Below are 360 nucleotides of genomic sequence, written 5' to 3' on the forward strand. Positions count from 1 at the left end.
AGGGAGGTCGAAGAGATGGGAAGGGGGGTGGGGATTATGGGTGAAGGGAAGATGGTAGTTGAGGATAGTATTGGGAGTGTGGATAGTGAGAGGGGGAGGTGGATTGGGTTAAGGGTTTGGGAGGGGGAAGAGGGGATGAAGGTGGGGAGAGAGGAGGGTGAATTGGGTGAGGGAGAAGGTTGTGGGTTAAGATTGGGGTATATGGATAAGCGTTGGGTTGGAGTGGTTGTGGGGGGATTGATTGAGGAGGATGATGATGTGTATGGTGTAGAGGAAGAGGGTGAGTGTGTGGAAGATGTGTTGATGGGGGTGATTGGGGAGGGGGGATCGATATGAGGGGAGGTGGATTGTGTTGGGATT

At 53.1% G+C, this 360-nt stretch carries 1 pseudogene; it reads left to right on the plus strand.

The features are described from left to right. Window positions 1-336, plus strand: a pseudogene (locus tag FS628_RS30200) (bacitracin ABC transporter ATP-binding protein); the annotation flags it as partial. Between the last annotated feature and the right edge of the window lie 24 nt (window positions 337-360).

Source organism: Paenibacillus xylanexedens (assembly GCF_007676705.1).
Lineage (GTDB): Bacteria > Bacillota > Bacilli > Paenibacillales > Paenibacillaceae > Paenibacillus > Paenibacillus xylanexedens_C.